Source organism: Streptomyces sp. 2-1 (genome assembly GCF_048564895.1).
In the GTDB taxonomy this organism is placed as follows: Bacteria; Actinomycetota; Actinomycetes; order Streptomycetales; family Streptomycetaceae; genus Streptomyces; species Streptomyces phaeochromogenes.
The window spans coordinates 4559741-4576818 of sequence record NZ_CP183383.1 but is presented as its reverse complement, the minus strand read 5'-3'; the positions used below and the strand labels follow the sequence as shown (position 1 = coordinate 4576818).

Annotated in this window: 9 protein-coding genes; 6 read left to right on the top strand and 3 right to left on the bottom strand. The window is 68.7% G+C overall.

Annotated features, from left to right (window positions below; all coding sequences use genetic code 11):
- The first annotated feature begins 196 nt into the window (after positions 1–196).
- Entirely contained in the window at positions 197–3037 is a 2841-nt protein-coding gene (gene secA / locus ACN20J_RS20005; RefSeq protein ID WP_362001269.1) for a preprotein translocase subunit SecA, read from the top strand.
- A gap of 230 nt (positions 3038–3267) precedes the next feature.
- On the opposite strand, the gene ACN20J_RS20000 is transcribed toward secA, so the two are convergent.
- Positions 3268–3903 (bottom strand): Rv3235 family protein, encoded by a 636-nt coding sequence (locus ACN20J_RS20000; protein ID WP_362001267.1) that lies wholly within the window; start codon positions 3901–3903, stop codon positions 3268–3270.
- A gap of 382 nt (positions 3904–4285) precedes the next feature.
- Between ACN20J_RS20000 and ACN20J_RS19995 the strand changes: the two genes are divergently transcribed.
- The 5 genes from ACN20J_RS19995 (at position 4286) to ACN20J_RS19975 (ending at position 15250) form a co-directional block, all read left to right on the top strand.
- Positions 4286–4801 carry a DUF6912 family protein gene (locus ACN20J_RS19995; RefSeq protein WP_189843504.1) on the top strand — a complete coding sequence of 172 codons (516 nt, stop codon included), beginning with the start codon at positions 4286–4288 and terminating at the stop codon, positions 4799–4801.
- 88 nt (positions 4802–4889) lie between these two features.
- The gene (locus tag ACN20J_RS19990; protein WP_189843503.1) at positions 4890–5555 is read left to right on the top strand and encodes an HAD family hydrolase; all 666 of its coding nucleotides are present in this window, start codon (positions 4890–4892) and stop codon (positions 5553–5555) included.
- A gap of 433 nt (positions 5556–5988) precedes the next feature.
- Positions 5989–10926 carry an NAD-glutamate dehydrogenase gene (locus ACN20J_RS19985; RefSeq protein WP_419666460.1) on the top strand — a complete coding sequence of 1646 codons (4938 nt, stop codon included), beginning with the start codon at positions 5989–5991 and terminating at the stop codon, positions 10924–10926.
- 284 nt (positions 10927–11210) lie between these two features.
- Positions 11211–14144: a CDP-glycerol glycerophosphotransferase family protein gene (locus ACN20J_RS19980; protein ID WP_419666459.1), complete on the top strand. Its 2934-nt coding sequence runs from the start codon at positions 11211–11213 to the stop codon at positions 14142–14144.
- A complete protein-coding gene (locus ACN20J_RS19975) occupies positions 14141–15250 on the top strand; it encodes a glycosyltransferase (RefSeq protein ID WP_419666458.1) in 1110 nt (369 codons plus the stop codon). Before ACN20J_RS19980 ends, ACN20J_RS19975 begins: the two co-directional genes overlap by 4 nt.
- A gap of 33 nt (positions 15251–15283) precedes the next feature.
- On the opposite strand, the gene ACN20J_RS19970 is transcribed toward ACN20J_RS19975, so the two are convergent.
- Positions 15284–16078, bottom strand: coding sequence for an ABC transporter ATP-binding protein (locus ACN20J_RS19970; protein WP_419666457.1), 795 nt, complete (start codon positions 16076–16078; stop codon positions 15284–15286).
- Complete coding sequence (locus ACN20J_RS19965) at positions 16071–17006, bottom strand: ABC transporter permease (protein WP_190227686.1); 936 nt, start codon at positions 17004–17006, stop codon at positions 16071–16073. The genes ACN20J_RS19970 and ACN20J_RS19965 overlap by 8 nt, the downstream gene beginning before the upstream one ends.
- Between the last annotated feature and the right edge of the window lie 72 nt (positions 17007–17078).

Sequence of the window (17078 nt, the reverse complement as noted above, 5' to 3'; positions counted from 1 at the left end):
TGTGAGGCGGCGGTTACCTTTCGTAGCGCTTGCGCGGCACCTTCCGCATCCTCCGCCCGTTGTCTTAATGGCTGTCACATGCAGACCTCCCGGCGCGGTGGGGTCCTCGCTTACGATGGCCGTTGCTCAAGCTGTGATTTGAAACCGTCATTGAAACCGACCGTCCCAGGCCCGACCGGCAAGGAGACAAACCCCCGTGTCCGTCCTCTCGAAGATCATGCGTGCAGGCGAAGGAAAGATCCTGCGCAAGCTGCACCGCATCGCGGACCAGGTCAACTCCATCGAAGAGGACTTCGTTGACCTCTCCGACGCCGAGCTGCGAGCCCTGACCGATGAGTACAAGCAGCGGTACGCCGACGGCGAGAGCCTCGACGACCTGCTGCCCGAGGCGTTCGCGACCGTCCGTGAGGCCGCCAAGCGCGCCCTCGGCCAGCGTCCCTACGACGTGCAGATCATGGGCGGCGCAGCGCTCCACCTCGGCTATGTCGCCGAGATGAAGACCGGTGAGGGCAAGACCCTGGTCGGCACGCTGCCCACGTATCTGAACGCCCTCTCCGGAGACGGCGTTCACCTCATCACGGTCAACGACTACCTGGCCGAGCGCGACTCCGAGATGATGGGCCGTGTCCACAAGTTCCTGGGCCTGAGCGTCGGCTGCATCCTGGCCAACATGACGCCGGCCCAGCGTCGCGAGCAGTACGCGTGCGACATCACGTACGGCACGAACAACGAGTTCGGCTTCGACTACCTGCGCGACAACATGGCGTGGTCGCAGGACGAACTGGTGCAGCGCGGCCACAACTTCGCGGTGGTCGACGAGGTCGACTCGATCCTCGTCGACGAGGCCCGTACGCCGCTGATCATCTCCGGCCCCGCCGACCAGGCCACCAAGTGGTACGGCGACTTCGCGAAGCTCGTCACGCGCCTGAAGAAGGGCGAGGCGGGCAACACCCTCAAGGGCATCGAGGAGACCGGCGACTACGAGGTCGACGAGAAGAAGCGCACCGTCGCCATCCACGAGCCCGGCGTCGCCAAGGTCGAGGACTGGCTGGGCATCGACAACCTCTACGAGTCGGTGAACACGCCTCTGGTGGGCTACCTGAACAACGCCATCAAGGCCAAGGAGCTCTTCAAGAAGGACAAGGACTACGTCGTCCTCGACGGCGAAGTCATGATCGTCGACGAGCACACCGGCCGTATCCTCGCCGGCCGCCGCTACAACGAGGGCATGCACCAGGCGATCGAGGCGAAGGAAGGGGTGGACATCAAGGACGAGAACCAGACGCTCGCCACGATCACCCTGCAGAACTTCTTCCGCCTCTACAAGCGCCACGACCACAACGGCAAGGAAGTCCCCGGTCTCTCCGGCATGACCGGTACGGCGATGACCGAGGCCGCCGAGTTCCACCAGATCTACAAGCTCGGCGTCGTCCCGATCCCGACCAACCGGCCGATGGTCCGCAAGGACATGTCCGACCTGATCTACCGCACCGAGGTAGCGAAGTTCGAGGCCGTCGTCGACGACATTGCCGAGAAGCACGAGAAGGGCCAGCCGATCCTCGTCGGTACGACGTCGGTCGAGAAGTCCGAGTACCTCTCGCAGCAGCTCTCCAAGCGAGGCATCCAGCACGAGGTGCTGAACGCCAAGCAGCACGACCGCGAGGCCCCAATCATCGCCCAGGCCGGCCGCAAGGGTGCCGTCACCGTCGCCACGAACATGGCCGGCCGTGGCACGGACATCAAGCTCGGCGGCAACCCGGACGACCTCGCCGAGGCCGAGCTGCGCCAGCGCGGCCTCGACCCCGAGGAGCACATCGAGGAGTGGGCCGCCGCGCTGCCCGCCGCCCTGGAGCGGGCCGAGAAGGCCGTGCAGGCCGAGTTCGAAGAGGTCAAGGACCTCGGCGGGCTCTACGTCCTCGGCACCGAGCGGCACGAGTCCCGCCGTATCGACAACCAGCTGCGCGGCCGCTCCGGCCGTCAGGGCGACCCGGGCGAGTCCCGCTTCTACCTCTCCCTGGGCGACGACCTGATGCGCCTCTTCAAGGCCCAGATGGTCGAGCGCGTCATGTCGATGGCGAACGTCCCGGACGACGTGCCGATCGAGAACAAGATGGTCACCCGCGCCATCGCCTCCGCCCAGTCGCAGGTCGAGACGCAGAACTTCGAGACCCGCAAGAACGTCCTCAAGTACGACGAGGTCCTCAACCGGCAGCGCGAGGTCATCTACGGCGAGCGTCGTCGCGTCCTGGAGGGCGAGGACCTGCAGGAGCAGATCCAGCACTTCATGAACGACACGATCGACGCGTACATCGACGCGGAGACCGCCGAGGGCTTCGCCGAGGAATGGGACGTCGACCGGCTGTGGGGCGCCTTCAAGCAGCTCTACCCGGTGAAGGTCACCGTCGAGGAGCTGGAGGAGGCGGCCGGCGACCGTGCCGGTCTGACCGCCGAGTTCATCTCCGAGTCCATCAAGGACGACATCTACGAGCAGTACTCGGCCCGCGAGGAGCAGCTCGGCTCCGAGATCATGCGTGAGCTGGAGCGCCGGGTCGTGCTGTCGGTCCTGGACCGCAAGTGGCGCGAGCACCTCTACGAGATGGACTACCTCCAGGAGGGCATCGGCCTGCGCGCGATGGCCCAGAAGGACCCGCTGGTCGAGTACCAGCGCGAGGGCTTCGACATGTTCACCGCCATGATGGACGGCATCAAGGAGGAGTCCGTCGGCTACCTGTTCAACCTGGAGGTCCAGGTCGAGCAGCAGGTCGAGGAGGTTCCGGTCGAGGACGCGAAGCCGTCGCTCTCCAAGGGGGACGCGGTTCCGGCGGGTTCCTCCCGTCCGGAGATCCGCGCCAAGGGGCTCGACACCCCGCAGCGGCCGGACCGGCTGCACTTCTCCGCGCCCACCGTGGACGGTGAGGGCGGCATCGTCGAGGGCGACTTCACCAACGACGACGAGCCGGTGCGGTCGGAGTCGGACGGGCTTACGCGCGCGGAGCGGCGCAAGCAGCAGAAGGGCGGGCGTCGCCGCAAGAAGTGACGGTTCGCTCCGCGGGGTGGGCAGTTGAAGGGCCGGGCATCTTTTGGTGCCCGGCCCTTCATGTTGGGTTGGCTCGCGGCACGGGGGTTGTTGGCTGCGGGTCGGAGGGGGCTGGTTGCGCAGTTCCCCGCGCCCCTGAGGTGGGTCGGCGTTGCGGTGTGCAGTGGGTGCGGCGTGGCTTGGGTTGCTCGCGCAGTTCCCCGCGCCCCTTACGGGGCTCGGTGCGCTGGTCAGTCCTCGTTCGTGTGGGGCATGCGGGCGCCGCCCAGTTCTACTGCTGTGCAGCGCCAGCGGAGGTCGGGGCCCTGTTCCAGGCGGAATGCCATGGCGCGGAGCTGGTCGCCCGCGCCGATGCGGGCGAAGGCCTCGACGGCGCCCGGGCGCGGTACGTAGTAGCCGATGTCGCGGACTACGGGGCGGGTGCCGCGGGCGCGGAGGGGGCCGCGTTCGGCGAGCCAGGCCAGTTCGTCGTACGCGCGTCCCGCGGTGTGCCGGAGCATGCAGTGGACGGGGCGCTGACCACTCAGAACGGCCACGAGGCGGTCGGCGAACAGGTCGGTGGGGCGAGGCTGCCGGGGTACACCCGGAAGGCTCTCAGCGGGGGCTGTGGGGCTCCTCCGGGGCGGGGCTCCGGACGGGACCGGCGAGGTGGTCGGGACGGAGATCGGGGTGGTGCCCGGGGTGGTGGCAGTGCTCCGGGTGGTGGCAGCGCTCGGGGCGGTGACCGCCCGCCTCGTACGCGGTGTGCCTCCGCCCGGGGTCGTACGGGGTGAGCCGCCGCCCGGGCGGCGCGTGTCGTGGCGTACGGGCGGGCGGGTGCCCGGGGCGCCCGTGGTGCGCTTCGTCCTGGTCATCACCTTGTTCACAGCGGGAGCCCCATTCCGTCGGACCGACTGGATACCGGTCGGTAACTTTCCGTTGGGGATCTTGTACGAGGCCGGAGCGGGTGGCTGCAAGGACGGTGGGCGCGCGTCGGGGGTGCCGGAATCTTCACCTATCAGGGTGACGGGGCGGGGCGGGAGGCTTGGCGGGGCCGGGGTGTACCGGGTGATGTGCGAGGCCCGCGGTGGACGCCTGCGGAGGGGCGGCCGGGACTCGAAAGGGGACGCCCGCACGTATCCTGAAGGCCCTCCGCGAGGCGCGAACCCGCCCTCTTGGAGGCCTCCGACGGCGAGACCCGACGGTGATTCCGGCGGCGATTCCGGCGGAGAGATCGACCACGCGATCCGACTACGAAAGCGGCCAGCCATGCGCGTCTACGTCCCCCTGACCCTCTCCGGTCTCGCCGAGGCGTACAAGACGGGTGAGCTGGGGTCGGGGCCCTTCGTCGCGTACGCCGTCACGCCCGCGCTGCGGGAGTGGTACCTGTCCGACGACATCGAGGAACTGGAGTACGCGGCGCTGAACCGGGCCGCGATCGCCTCCCTGCGGCTGGTCGCGCTCGACCCCGGAGCCCCGCGCCGGCGGGTCGTCGTCGCCGTGGACGTGCCGGACGGGGCCGCGGTCGCCGACCCCGACCGGGGGCTCGACTCCTCGGCGCTCGGCGAGGTGCGGATCGGCGGGGCCGTGGCGCTGGCCAAGGCGGCGGCCGTGCATCTCGACTCGGACGAGGCCGAGGCGGACGTGACGGCGGCCGTGGACGTGCTGGGCGCGGCCGACCGGGGTGACGACGACGCGCAGTTCGTCGTGGACGGGGCCGAGGACCACGAGCTGCTGTGGTTCGCCACGCAGGAGATTCCGAACCTGGTGGGGCTGGGCGACTGACGGGGCCCGGCCGCCCGGTCGCGGCTCCCGGGGGCGCGCGCGGAAGCACTCCGGATGTGTTGTCAGTGTGGCCGGGTATTTTTTTGGTATGGGGATGCACGGAGCGGCACACATTGTCTGGGACTGGAACGGAACCCTGTTCCACGACAACACGGCGATCATCGGCGCGACGAACGCGGCGTTCGCCGAGCTGGGCATGGAACCGATCACGCTGGAGCGGTACCGGGAGCTGTACTGCGTACCGGTGCCGAAGTTCTACGAGCGGCTGATAGGGCGGCTGCCCACGGACGAGGAGTGGGAGGTCATGGACGTGACCTTCCACCGGTACTACACCGAGCACCGGGTGGGCTGCGGGCTCACCGACGGGGTGCCCGGGCTGCTCGCCGAGTGGGCGTCGGCCGGTCGCAGTCAGTCGATCCTGAGCATGTACGGGCACGACGAGCTCGTCCCGTTGGTACGGGGGTTCGGGATCGAGCCCCATTTCATACGGGTGGACGGGCGGACCGGGCCGTCCGGGGGCAGCAAGGCCGAGCACATGGTCCGGCATGTGGGAGCGCTGGCGGGGGTGGAGCCCGCTCGTACGGTGGTGATCGGGGATGCGGCGGACGACGCGGTCGCGGCGCTGCACGTGGGGGCGCGGGCCGTGCTCTACACCGGTGGGTCGCACAGCCGGGCCAGCCTTGAGGGGGTCGGGGTGCCCGTGGTGGACAGTCTGGAGGAGGCTGTCGCGGAGGCCGAGCGGCTGGCGGCCTGAGGCTTCGCCCCCAGGGCCCCGGGGGCGAGGGAAACTGTGCAGAGTGTCAAAAAGGGGACCCCGCTTTTGTACACATACGGCTCATGACGGGGGCCCCGTGGAGAGCGATAGCCTTGTGCCGTGATCAGCGCGATACGTCGCGGGGGCCTTGTTGCCCCTGCCCTGCGCCCGGAACGCACGGACGACATCCGTGACCGGGCGGTCGCTGGTCTCCCCGGGCGGGGAAGCGCAGAAACCACCGCATACGCGGCAGGCGCAGGTGTACCGAGAGCAGCGTCACAGCCTCCGGAGCGGCCGAGAATGGCCGATAACGCCCCGCTCATCTCTCATCGCGGCATAGCGTCGAACGAGACCGGACACCCCGCGTCGCGGCGCTACGTCACTTCACGTTCTACGACGTCACGCAACGGCGCGCGACAGGAGCCAGAGGACAATGCAGACCAAGCTGGACGAAGCCAAGGCCGAGCTGCTCGAACGGGCCGCCCGGGTAGCTGAGAACAGCCCTGTCGGGGGGAATCTTCACCTGCCGACCGGGAAGATGGGCGCGAGCGCTCCCGACCAGGACACACTGCTCGCGTTCCTCCAGCGCTACTACCTGCACACCGCCCCCGAAGACCTCACCGACCGAGACCCGGACGACGTCTTCGGAGCCGCCTTCTCGCACTACCGGCTGGCCGAGAACCGACCTCAGGGCACGGCCAACGTAAGAGTCCACACCCCGACGGTCGAGGAGATCGGCTGGACCTGCAGCCACTCCGTCGTCGAGGTCGTCACGGACGACATGCCCTTCCTCGTCGACTCCGTGACCAACGAGCTGTCCCGGCAGGGGCGCGGGATCCATGTCGTGATCCACCCGCAGGTCATCGTGCGGCGCGACCTCACCGGCAAGCTCATCGAGGTCCTGAAGACCCGGCCCACCGGCGAGCTGCCCCACGACGCCTTCGTCGAGTCCTGGATCCACGTCGAGATCGACCGCGAGACCGACCGCGCCGATCTGAAGCAGATCACCGCCGACCTGGTCCGCGTCCTGTCCGACGCCCGTGAGGCCGTCGAGGACTGGGAGAAGATGCGCGACTCCGCGCTGCGCATCGCCGACGAGCTGCCCACCGAGCCGACCGCCGACGACCTGCGCGACCAGGAGGTGGAGGAGGCCCGTGAGCTGCTGCGCTGGCTCGCGGACGACCACTTCACCTTCCTCGGATACCGCGAGTACGAGCTGCGCGAGGACGACTCGCTCGCCGCCGTTCCCGGCACCGGACTCGGCATCCTGCGCTCCGACCCGCACCACGCGACCGACGAGAGCCACCCGGTCAGCCCGTCCTTCGAGCGGCTGCCCGCCGACGCCCGCGCCAAGGCCCGCGAACACAAGCTCCTGGTCCTCACCAAGGCCAACAGCCGTGCCACCGTGCACCGGCCCTCCTACCTCGACTACGTCGGCGTGAAGAAGTTCGACCAGGACGGCAACGTCATCGGCGAGCGCCGTTTTCTGGGTCTCTTCTCCTCCGCCGCGTACACCGAGTCCGTCCGTCGCGTGCCTGTCGTCCGGCGCAAGGTCGAGGAGGTCCTCAAGGGTGCGGGCTTCTCGCCCAACAGCCACGATGGGCGCGACCTCCTCCAGATCCTGGAGACGTACCCGCGCGACGAGCTCTTCCAGACCCCGCCCGACGAGCTGCGGTCGATCGTCACCTCCGTCCTGTACCTCCAGGAGCGGCGGCGCCTCAGGCTCTACCTGCGGCAGGACGAGTACGGGCGCTACTACTCGGCGCTCGTCTACCTCCCGCGCGACCGCTACACCACCGGCGTACGCCTGCGGATCATCGACATCCTGAAGGAGGAGCTCGGCGGCATCAGTGTCGACTTCACCGCCTGGAACACCGAGTCGATCCTCTCCCGGCTGCACTTCGTGGTCCGGGTCCCGCAGGGCACCGAGCTGCCGCAGCTCAGCGACGCCGACAAGGACCGCATCGAGGCGCGGCTCGTCGAGGCCGCCCGCTCCTGGGCCGACGGCTTCGCCGAGGCACTGAACGCGGAGTGCGGCGAGGAGCGCGCCGCCGAACTGCTGCGCCGGTACGGCAACGCCATCCCCGAGGGCTACAAGGCCGACCACAACCCGCGCACCGCGGTCGCCGACCTGGTCCACCTGGAGAAGCTCGGCAACGGCAAGAACTTCGCGCTCAGCCTGTACGAGCCGGTGGGGGCCGCCCCCGGCGAGCGCCGTTTCAAGATCTACCGCACCGGGGAGTCGGTCTCGCTCTCCGCCGTCCTGCCGGTCCTCACCCGGCTCGGCGTCGAAGTCACCGACGAGCGCCCGTACGAGCTGCGCTGCTCGGACCGCGCGTCCGCGTGGATCTACGACTTCGGCCTGCGCCTGCCCAAGACGGGCAGCGGCAACGGCGACCACCTCGGTGACGACGGCCGCGAGCGGTTCCAGGAGGCCTTCTCGGCGACCTGGACCGGGCAGGCCGAGAACGACGGCTTCAACTCCCTCGTCCTGAGCGCCGGGCTGAACTGGCGGCAGGCGATGGTGCTCCGCGCGTACGCCAAGTACCTGCGGCAGGCCGGTTCGACGTTCAGCCAGGACTACATGGAGGACACCCTCCGCAACAACGTCCACACCACCCGGCTGCTCGTCTCGCTCTTCGAGGCGCGGATGTCGCCGGACCGCCAGCGCGCCGGCCTCGAACTGACCGACGCCCTGCTGGAGGAGCTGGACGCCGCCCTCGACCAGGTCGCCAGCCTGGACGAGGACCGGATCCTCCGCTCCTTCCTCACCGTCATCAAGGCGACCCTGCGCACGAACTTCTTCCAGGAGGCGGGCGGCGGCGAGCCGCACACCTACGTCTCCATGAAGTTCGACCCGCAGGCCATCCCGGACCTGCCGGCGCCGCGTCCGGCGTACGAGATCTGGGTGTACTCGCCGCGCGTCGAGGGCGTCCACCTCAGGTTCGGCAAGGTCGCGCGAGGCGGGCTGCGCTGGTCCGACCGGCGTGAGGACTTCCGGACCGAGATCCTCGGCCTGGTCAAGGCGCAGATGGTCAAGAACACCGTCATCGTGCCCGTCGGCGCCAAGGGCGGATTCGTCGCCAAGCAGCTGCCGGACCCGGCCGTGGACCGCGACGCCTGGCTGGCCGAGGGCATCCGCAGCTACAAGACCTTCATCTCGGCGCTGCTCGACATCACCGACAACATGGTGGCCGGCGAGGTCGTACCGCCCGCCGACGTCGTACGGCACGACGAGGACGACACCTACCTCGTCGTCGCCGCCGACAAGGGCACCGCCACGTTCTCCGACATCGCCAACGGCGTCGCGGAGAGCTACAACTTCTGGCTCGGGGACGCCTTCGCCTCCGGCGGCTCGGCCGGCTACGACCACAAGAAGATGGGCATCACCGCCCGCGGCGCCTGGGAGTCCGTCAAGCGGCACTTCCGGGAGCTGGCCGTCAACACGCAGACCGAGGACTTCACGGTCGTCGGCGTGGGTGACATGTCCGGTGACGTGTTCGGCAACGGCATGCTGCTGAGCGAGCACATCCGGGTGGTCGCCGCCTTCGACCACCGGCACATCTTCATCGACCCGAACCCGGTCGCGGAGACGTCGTACGCCGAGCGGCGCAGGCTGTTCGAGCTGCCGCGCTCCTCCTGGGCCGACTACGACAAGGAGCTGCTGTCGCAGGGCGGCGGCATCTTCCCCCGTACGGCCAAGGCCATCCAGCTCAACAGCCACATCCGCGAGGCCCTCGGCATCGAGGGCAACATCGCCAAGATGACCCCCGCCGACCTGATGCGGGCGATCCTCAAGGCGCCGGTGGACCTGCTGTGGAACGGCGGCATCGGTACGTACGTGAAGGCGTCGACCGAGTCGCACGCGGACGTCGGCGACAAGGCCAACGACGCGATCCGCGTGGACGGCGCCGACCTGAGGGTCAAGGTCGTCGGCGAGGGCGGCAACCTCGGCCTCACCCAGCTCGGCCGCATCGAGTTCGCGCAGGCCGGCGGCAAGGTCAACACCGACGCCATCGACAACAGCGCGGGCGTGGACACCTCCGACCACGAGGTGAACATCAAGATCCTGCTCAACGCGGTGGTCGCGGACGGCGACATGACCGTCAAGCAGCGCAACAAGCTGCTCGCCGAGATGACCGACGAGGTCGGCGCGCTCGTCCTGCGCAACAACTACGCGCAGAACACGGCCCTGGCCAACGCGCTCGCCCAGTCCAAGGACATGCTCCACGCCCAGCAGCGCTTCATGCGCCACCTGGTCCGCGAGGGCCATCTGGACCGGGCGCTGGAGTTCCTGCCGACCGACCGGCAGATCCGGGAACGGCTCGGCACCGGGCAGGGTCTGACCTCGCCGGAGACGGCCGTCCTCCTCGCGTACACGAAGATCACGGTCTCCGACGAGCTGCTGCACACGTCGCTGCCCGACGACCTGTACCTGCGGAGCCTGCTGCACGCGTACTTCCCGACCGCGTTGCGCGAGCAGTTCATCGAGCAGATCGACAACCATCCGCTGTCGCGCGAGATCGTCACGACCGTGCTGGTCAACGACACGGTCAACACCGGCGGTACGAGCTTCCTGCACCGGCTCCGCGAGGAGACCGGGGCCTCCCTGGAGGAGATCGTCCGGGCGCAGACCGCGGCCCGTGCGATCTTCAACTCCAGCGAGGTGTGGGACGCCGTCGAGGCGCTCGACAACACGGTCGACGCGGGTGTCCAGACCCGGATCCGGCTGCACTCGCGGCGGCTCGTCGAGCGGGGGACGCGGTGGTTGCTCAACAACCGGCCGCAGCCGTTGCAGCTCGCCGAGACGATCGACTTCTTCCGGGAAGGGGTCACGCGGGTCTGGGCCGAGCTGCCCAAGCTGCTGCGGGGCGCGGATCTGGAGTGGTACCAGCAGATCTACGACGAGCTGTCCGGGGCCGGGGTGCCCGACGAGCTCGCCCAGCGGGTGGCCGGGTTCTCGTCCGCCTTCCCCTCGCTCGACGTCGTCGCGGTGGCGGACCGGGTGGGCAAGGACCCGATGGACGTCGCCGAGGTCTACTACGACCTCGCCGACCGGCTGCGGGTCACCCAGCTCATGGACCGCATCATCGAGCTGCCCCGTGCGGACCGGTGGCAGTCCATGGCCCGGGCGTCCATCCGTGAGGACCTGTACGCGGCGCATGCCGCGCTGACCGCGGATGTTCTCGCCGTCGGGAACGGGGGGTCCACGCCTGAGCAGCGGTTCAAGGCGTGGGAGGAGAAGAACACGGCGATTCTCACTCGGGCGCGGACGACTCTGGAGGAGATCCAGGGGTCCGAGGCGTTCGATCTCGCGAATCTGTCGGTTGCGATGAGGACGATGCGGACGATGCTGCGTACGCGGACGTAGTCCTCGCGGACGGGAGGAGGGGCGCCCTGTGGGTTGGGGGAGCCCCTTCTTTTTCGCCCCCGCCGCCCCTACCCGTCCCGTCCCTGGGGGCTGCCGCCCCCAGACCCCCGCATCGCGCTGAACGCGCTCGTCCTCAAACGCCGGACGGGCTGAGATTTAGCTGGGTCTGGGGGGCGAAATCCCTCCGGAGCAACCCGGGCCTCTCGATCAACATCTACCTAAGTGGCCCCCAAGCGGCCTACACCCCGTACAGGGTTCAGTGAGGGACACTTAGGATAAATAGGATGAACGAGGAATCGCTTCGCGCACCGGGCGCACCGGGCGTACTGAACGCGCCGGACGTGTCCGTCGTCGTGATCGTCTACAACGACGAGGCACGGCTGCCCACAGCTGTGCGCTCCGTGCTGGAGCAGACCTTGCGGAACCTCGAGGTCGTGATCGTGGACGACCGGAGCACGGACGGGTCGTACGACGTGGCAAGGGGGCTGGCCGCCGCGCACCCCGGCCGGGTGCGCGCCTTCCAGCTGGAGCGGAACAGCGGAGGGTGCGGGGCTCCCCGCAACCACGGCATCGCCCAGGCGCGCGGCACGTACGTCCTCTTCCTCGACAGCGACGACGTACTGGAGCGCAACGCCTGCCGGAACATGCTGGAGGCGGCCGAGACGACCGGCGCCGATCTGGTGTCCGGGATGTGCGTGCGGGTGCACGTGGACTCGCGGAACGGCAAGGAGGTCAAGTGGTACCCCTGGCTGTACGCCCGCACCCGGACCCTGGAGTCGATCTCCGAGCTGCCCGACCTGCTGGTCTTCGACACCCTCTCCACGAACAAGTGCTATCGGAGGGAGTTCCTGGCTGAGCAGGGGCTCGCCTTTCCTGTCGGGATTCACTACGAGGACCTGCTCTTCTCCGCTCAGGCCTACGCCGCCGCCCGTCGGATCACCCTCATCCCGAACCGCGTCTACGACTGGAACGTCGTCGACAAGGCCGCGACCAAGTCGATCAGCAACCGGCGCGCCGAGATCGCCAACTTCGCGCACCGGATGGAGATCCATCGGCGGGTCGATCAACTCCTCGCCGACAAGGGTCTGTTGGAGCTGAAGTTCCACAAGGACGTCAAGTTCCTCAAGCACGACCTGGTGCTGCACCTGCGTGACCTGCCGTTCCGGGACGCCTCCTACCGGGAGGAGTTCGCCGCGATCGCCCGCGACTACCTGGAGTCCATCGACCGCGCCGCCTTCGACGAGGTGGAGCCCATCCACGCCATCTGCGCCTATCTGCTGCAGAAGAGCGACTGGGACAACCTCCTGCCGGCCGTGGACACCCTCACCAACCGCGACAAGATCTCCTCGCCGATGGTGGAACGCGACGGCCGGATCTACTGGTGTGCGGAACATCTCGACGGCCACCTCGGCGACGATCGCGACGGCCACCGCGACGGCGACTTCGCCCGGCACGTCCTCGACGTCACCGAACTCGGCTATCACGCCAAGCCCGTCGAGAAGATGTTCCTGCGCAATGTCCTGACCACGTATGAGGAGGACGCCGGTACCGTCCGGCTGGCCGGGAGCATCACCAACCCCCTCGGCGTCGTCCCGCCCGGCGCCCGGCTCACCGGCGAGCTGGAGTTCGCCGCCCGCCGCAAAGGCGTGCGGTTCCAGATCTTCCGCTTCCCGGTCGCCACGCTGCGGCACGAGGGCGAGGCCATCGCCTGGGAGGCGTCGGTCGACCTCGCGCGCGGGCTGCGCCCGCTGGGCATCGTGGACGCGGTGTGGGACGTACGGCTGCATCTCGACGTCGACGGCGTGCGCACCACCACCCGCCTCACCGCCTCCGAACCCGGGCTGGCCGACGGGCAGTTGCCCGTGCGGCCCCGGCTCACGCGGCTGGTCGCCGACCACGTCACGCCCGAGATCTCCTCGCGCGGCCATCTCTCCTTCCGGATCGTGACCCGCGAGAAGGTGGTCGCGCTCGTGGAGAAGGGCGTGCGGGGCGCGCCCGGCCGCTTCGCCAAGTCCGGGTACCGGAAGGCGAAGGCGGTGCGCAGGAAGCTCACCTCCGGGGACACCAAGATCCGCCTCTACCACGAGGTGTTCAGCCGGGTGCCCGTGAAGAAGGGGCTCGTCGTCTTCGAGAGCCACCTGGGCCGGCAGTACAGCGACAGCCCGAAGGCGATCTACGAGGAGATGCGGCGCCAGGGGCTCGACTTCGAGGCCGTGTGGTCGTACACCGGCAGCGGTCCTTCCGGGTTTCCGGCCGACGCGACTCTCGTACGCCGCTGGTCGCTGCCCTATCTGAAGGCGCTGGCGCAGGCCGAGTTCTGGGTCGACAACCAGAGCTATCCGCTGAAGCTCACCAAGCGGCCGGAGACGACCTACATCCAGACCTGGCACGGTTCGGCGCTCAAGCGGATGGGCTTCGACGAGCCCGAGTGGAAGCTCAGGTCCCGGCCCGAGCAGGCCGAACAGCAGCGCACCCTCGACCGCTTCGACCGGTTCCTGATCCGCTCCGAGCACGACGTACGCACCCTCGCCCGGGCGTTCCGCCTGAAGGAGAAGACGCTGCTGCGGGTGGGCTATCCCCGCAACGACGCCCTCGTGCAGGCCAGGAGGAGGGAAGAGGAAGTCGGCCATCGTGAACGCGGTGCCCTTGCCGCCGCGTTGGGGATTCCCGGTGACAAGGCCGTCCTGCTGTACGCGCCCACCTTCCGTCAACACGGGGGCAGGCAGCGGCGGTTCGAGCTGCCCTTCGACGTGGAGCGGTTCGCCGACACGTTCGGCGACCGGTACGTCCTGCTCGTGCGCTCGCACTACCTCAACCACGTCGTGCTCCCGCCGTCCGTGCGCGGGCGCGTCATCGACGTATCGGCACACCACGACGTGACCCCGCTGCTCGCGCTCGCCGACGGGCTGATCACCGACTACTCGTCCGTGATGTTCGACTACGCGCTCCTCGGCCGGCCGATGTTCTTCTTCGCCTACGACTACGAGGAGTACGTGCACGAGGGGCGCGGCACCTACTTCGACCTGCTGGAGCGGGCGCCGGGGCCGGTCGCGCGCACCGAGGAGGAGCTGCACACCGCCCTCGCCTCCCTGGACGAGCAGGCCGTGAAGTACGCGGAGGCGCGGGAGGGGTTCGTGGCGGAATTCGGCGAGTACGACAAGGGGAACGCCGCCCAGAGCATCGTCGACCAGTTCTTCGCGCAGTGGAGGCGTGGATGACCCTCGTGAGCACCGATCCGCAGCGGGACGTCTTCTTCGTCTCCAACAGTGTCAACGAGCTGGGCGGAGTGACCAGTTGGTCGCACCAGATGGCCCGGCTCCTCACCGGGCGCGGGCATCGCGTCCATGTCGTCGGCATCACCCCGCCCGGCGTCGTACAGGAACTCGGCGAAGTGCCCTACCCGATGACGACGTTGTACGCCGGACAGCCGCCGCGGCCCGGCCGGGCGCGTGAGGCGAGCATGCGCGAGCAGGCCGTCAGGCTGACCGAGCTGTTCCGGGCGGCGCGGCCCGGTGCGGTCGTCATCGTCACGCAGGTGTGGGCGATGGAGTGGGTGGCGCAGGCCGACACCCGTGGGCTGACCGTGATCGGCATGAGTCACGAGTCGTTCGACTACTCGAAGGCGTCCTCGCGTTTCCAGCGGGTGCGGACGTACTACAAGGACGTCGACCGCATGCTGGCGCTGACCCGCGAGGACGCCGACCTGTGGATCGGGCAGGGCCTCAACAACGCCTCGTTCATGCCGAATCCGCTGCCTTTCATGCCGGAGGTTCCGTCGCCGCGCACCGAGAAGGCGGTCATCAGCATCGGGCGGCTGCATGACCAGAAGGGCATCGACATGCTCCTCGACACCTGGGCGGAGGTCGCGCCGCGCCATCCCGACTGGCGGCTGCGCATCTACGGCTCGGGCGAGGACGAGGAGATCCTCAAGAAGCAGTGCACGGCTCTCGGACTCGACAACTCCGTGGACTGGATGGGGCGTACGAGCGATGTGCCGGGCGCCCTGCGCGGCGGTTCCGTCTTCGTCCAGTCCTCCCGCGGCGAGGGTTTTCCGCTGGCCCTCATGGAGGCGATGGCGACCGCCGTGCCCTGCGCCGCCTTCGACTGCGCCCCCGGCGTCCACGAGATCGTCCACGACGGCGAGGACGGCCTGCTCGCCACCCTCGGCAACACCGGTGAACTGGCCCGCCGCCTCGACACGTTGATGTCCGACAAGGAGCTGCGGGACAGGATGGGCGAGGCGGCGAGAATCAACATCCAGCGTTATACGACGGACGAGATAGTGAGGAAGTGGGAGGACCTGTTCGCTTTCCTGGAGCGCTGAAAAGCGGCCCTTCCTCGGCTGTCTCCCAGCCCGTCACTTGCCTCCGCCCGCGGTGAACTTCTCGTACTCCTTCAGCACTTCCTCCGTGGGCCCGTCCATACGAAGCTCGCCGCGTTCGAGCCACAGCACCCGGTCGCACGTGTCCCGGATCGATTTGTTGTTGTGGCTCACCAGGAACACCGTCCCGGCGTGCTTCCGCAGCTCCCGGATTCGGTCCTCGGACCGCTTCTGGAAGGAGCGGTCCCCGGTGGCCAGGGCCTCGTCGATCATCAGCACGTCGTGGTCCTTGGCCGCCGCGATGGAGAAGCGGAGCCGCGCGGCCATTCCGGACGAGTACGTCCGCATGGGCAGCGTGATGAAATCGCCCTTCTCGTTGATGCCGGAGAAGTCGACGATCTCCTGATACCGCTCGCGCACCTGTTCCCGGGACATTCCCATGGCGAGGCCGCCGAGATAGACATTGCGCTCGCCGGTCAGGTCGTTCATCAGGGCGGCGTTCACACCGAGGAGTGAGGGCTGCCCGTCCGTGTAGATCCGCCCGTGCTCCACCGGAAGAAGTCCGGCGACGGCCTTGAGCAGCGTGGACTTTCCGGACCCGTTCGTGCCGATGAGCCCGATCGCCTCTCCCCGGTACGCCGTGAAGGAGACCGCCTTCACCGCGTGCACCTTCCGTACGCCCGAGGCCTGTTCGGTCTTCTTCCGGCGCAGGATGCGGTTGAGGGCGGCGGTGGCGCTGCCACGGCCGGCCCCCGTGCCGTTGACGCGGTAGACGATGTCGACGCGGTCGGCGACGACCGTGGGGATGGGTGCGTCGTTGGGTTCAGCCACGGCCGTACGTCTCCTCTGCCTTCCAGAAGTAGATGAAGCCGCCGACGCCGGCGAGCAGCGCCCAGCCGACCGCGAGCGCCCACACGTGGTGGGGCAGCTGGCTCGCGTGGAAGGTGTCGATGAGCGCGAACCGCATGAGGTCGATGTAGACCGCGGCCGGGTTGCACTCCAGGGCGACCAGCACGATGTGCGGCATGTCCTGGTGGGCGGTGAGCACCTTGTCGATGCTCCACATGACACCGGACACGTACATCCAGGTGCGCAGCACGAACGGCATCAGCTGAGCGATGTCCGGCGTCTTCGCGCCCATCCGCGCCATGATCATCGCCACGCCCGCGTTGAACACGAACTGCAGTGCCAGGGCGGGAACGGCCAGGAGCCAGGACACACTCACGGGCACACCGACGCAGAGCAGGATCACGAACAGCGCGGCCATCGAGAACAGCAACTGCTGGAGCTGTTGCAGCGCGTACGACACCGGGAGCGCGGCCCGTGGGAAGTGCAGGGCGCGCACCAGGCCGAGGCTGCCGGAGATCGCCCGGGTGCCCGCCATGATCGAGCTCTGGGTGAACGTCCACACGAAGACGCCGGTGACCAGGAACGGGATGTAGTCCGGGACACCGCGGCTCGTGCCCATGAGCTCGCCGAAGATGAAGTAGTAGACCGCCGCGTTCAGCAGGGGCGTGGCCACCTGCCAGACCTGGCCGAGCTTCGCCTGGCTGTACTGGGCGGTGAGCTTGGCCGTGGCGAACGCCGTGATGAAGTGCCGGCGCGCCCACAACTGGCGGACGTACGCGGGCAGCGTGGGGCGGGCGCCGCTGACCGTGAGGCCGTAACGGGCGGCCAGCACCGCGGCGTCGTCGGGCGGGGCGGCCGATGCCGGCACCGGGTCGGGTGCCGGGGGCGGTGTGTGGAGGACCTGACTCACATCCGCTGCTTTCACTCGGAGCGCGGGGCTCGTGGGAGGGGGTGTGCCAACGAGGGATTGCGAACGCTTCTT